The organism is Streptomyces bohaiensis (genome assembly GCF_012033785.1).
Lineage (GTDB): Bacteria > Actinomycetota > Actinomycetes > Streptomycetales > Streptomycetaceae > Streptomyces > Streptomyces bohaiensis.
The window spans coordinates 1-2372 of the sequence record NZ_JAAVJC010000449.1 but is presented as its reverse complement, the minus strand read 5'-3'; the positions used below and the strand labels follow the sequence as shown (position 1 = coordinate 2372).

The following is a 2372-nucleotide window of genomic DNA, read 5'->3' as shown; positions in this document are numbered from 1 at the left end:
CGGGGCGGTGGCCCACGACATCGGCGGAGCCGACCATGCGGCGACTCGGGCCGATGGGCCCGCACACGCCGCGGACGTCTCCCTGTCTCCCTGCCCCGCTGTCCCGCTGTCCCGCTGTCCGGCGCGAACGGCCTGCCCGCCGCGCTGCCCGCGGAGGTGCGGGCCGCCCTGGCGGAGGCGGCGGACTCCGTGGCCTTCGCCCTCGCCGCGGGGCCGCTGGGCGATGTGATCGCCCCCGGCGCCGCCGGTCGCCCAGCTGCCCCGCAACCCGGCGAGCCGTCGGCCGAGACCCCGGAGGCCACCGAGGCGCCGGGGGCCACGGACACCGCGGCGAGCCGCTCCGAACAGGGCGGCGAAGCGGCCCCTGGCGGCGGTGCGACCGCCGCCCGTTCCGGACCGGCGGGTGCCGCGACGGGGCCGCAGGCCGCCGGTGCCGCCGTCGACCTCGTCTCGCTCGCCGCGCACGCCGGCCCCCTCGGCCAGGCCCCGGGCCTGCTCCCGCCGATCGGCCGCGTCCCCGTCGACGAGCAGCGCAACAGCGGCGGACGGGAGTTGGAGCCCGGGCCGGGCGCGCTGGTGGAGGTGCTGCCGCTCGGCGCCGGGCTCGCGTGCCTCGGTCTCGGCCTCGGCATGGTCGGGCTGCGGTTGCGCCGCGACTGACCGGATATGCCACGCTCGGGGGTGAAATACCGTGCGCTCCGCGGGATGTGACCGGCCCGCTCCTGCGGGGCCGGTGCGCCTCCCACCTGCCCCGCAGGACCTGCGGCGGGCGGTGCGGCGGGGCGGTCCGTGCGGTGGTTCGGTCAGGTGTCGGGCACCCCGGGCTTTGCGATGCGCTTCCGACCCGGTATACATACTCAGTATGTCGATTAGGTTCGGTTTGCTGGCGCTCCTCGAGCGGGGTGCGTGCTACGGGTCGCAGTTGCGGTCGGAGTTCGAGACGAGGACGGGGGCGACCTGGCCGCTCAACATCGGGCAGGTCTACACGACGCTCGGCCGCCTGGAGCGGGACGGGCTCGTCGTGCCGCAGGGGGAACGCGAGGGCAAGCAGCAGCTCTACGCGATCACCGAGGACGGCCGACGCGAACTCGCCGAGTGGTACACGCGGCCCGTGGACCGGTCGCAGCCCGCCCGCGACGAACTCGCCATCAAACTGGCGATGGCGGTCGGCGCACCCGGCGTGGACCTGGTCGCGATCATCCAGGGCCAGCGCCGCCACACGCTGCGCGCGATGCAGGACTACACCCGTCTGAAGGCCCGCGCGCTCGCCTCCGGGCCGGACAACCGGGACGACATCGCCTGGCTCCTGGTGCTGGAGCAGCTGATCTTCCAGTCCGAGGCCGAGGCGCGCTGGCTCGACCACTGCGAGACCAGGCTGATCCGGTTCGCCGCCACGCACCCCGACCCGCCGCAGGGCGCGCCGGTGCTGCCCGACCCGGACGCCGTCGTGGACGAGGAGGAGCGGGCCGCCGCGTCCCCCGGTCACGGGGGTCGGCGCGGCGCCTGAGGCCCGCGGTCCCGGAGTTCCCGCCCGCCGCGCCCGACGGCCCGCCGCTCCTGGCCGCCCCGGCGCCGCTGTGTCCCCCGTGCCTCGTCCCGCCGCGCACCGCCCCGCCGGACCGCTCACGGTCACGGGGCGGCCGGAGGGGACCGTCGCCGCGAAGGGGACGGCCCGGGGCGTGCATGATGGGGGTATGACGCAGCCCAGTAACGATCCGTCGCAGCAGGAGAGCCCGCACGTCCTGGTCGTGGGGCCCGACGGCATGGCCCTCGGCAGCGCCGCACCGCGCGGTGGCGAGGGCGAGCAGGCGGAAGTACCGCTGACCGAGATGGTCGAGCAGCCCGCGAAGGTCATGCGGATCGGCTCCATGATCAAGCAGCTGCTGGAAGAGGTGAAGGCGGCCCCGCTGGACGAGGCGAGCCGCGCCCGCCTCAAGGAGATCCACTCCTCCTCGGTGAAGGAGCTCGAAGAGGGGCTCGCCCCCGAGCTGATCGCCGAGCTGGAACGGCTCTCGCTGCCGTTCACCGAGGACAGCCTGCCGACCGACTCCGAGCTCCGTATCGCCCAGGCGCAGCTCGTGGGGTGGCTGGAAGGCCTCTTCCACGGCATTCAGACCACGCTGTTCGCCCAGCAGATGGCGGCTCGCGCCCAGCTGGAGCAGATGCGACGGGCGCTGCCCGCCGGCGCCTCGCTGGAGGAGCCCGGTCATGGCGTGCCGCCGGGATCGTCCGGCCCGTACCTCTGAGCCGCCGCCGAGCTGCCGTACCTCTGAGCCGCCACCGCGCGGTGCTGCCGCTGGCCATCGCCGTCCGCTTCGCCCGGGAGGTGCTGCACGCCGCCGGGTTCTCCCGCGACCTCGTCACCCTCGTGG

At 75.4% G+C, this 2372-nt stretch carries 2 protein-coding genes and 1 pseudogene; all 3 read left to right on the top strand.

The window, feature by feature from the left end; genetic code table 11:
• A pseudogene (locus HCN52_RS23820) lies at window positions 1-660 on the top strand (hypothetical protein); the annotation flags it as partial.
• A gap of 202 nt (window positions 661-862) precedes the next feature.
• Window positions 863-1507, top strand: coding sequence for a PadR family transcriptional regulator (locus tag HCN52_RS23815; protein WP_168090487.1), 645 nt, complete (start codon window positions 863-865; stop codon window positions 1505-1507).
• 187 nt (window positions 1508-1694) lie between these two features.
• On the top strand, window positions 1695-2246 hold the full coding sequence (locus HCN52_RS23810) for a bacterial proteasome activator family protein (RefSeq protein ID WP_168090486.1): 552 nt from the start codon (window positions 1695-1697) through the stop codon (window positions 2244-2246).
• Window positions 2247-2372: the final 126 nt, after the last annotated feature.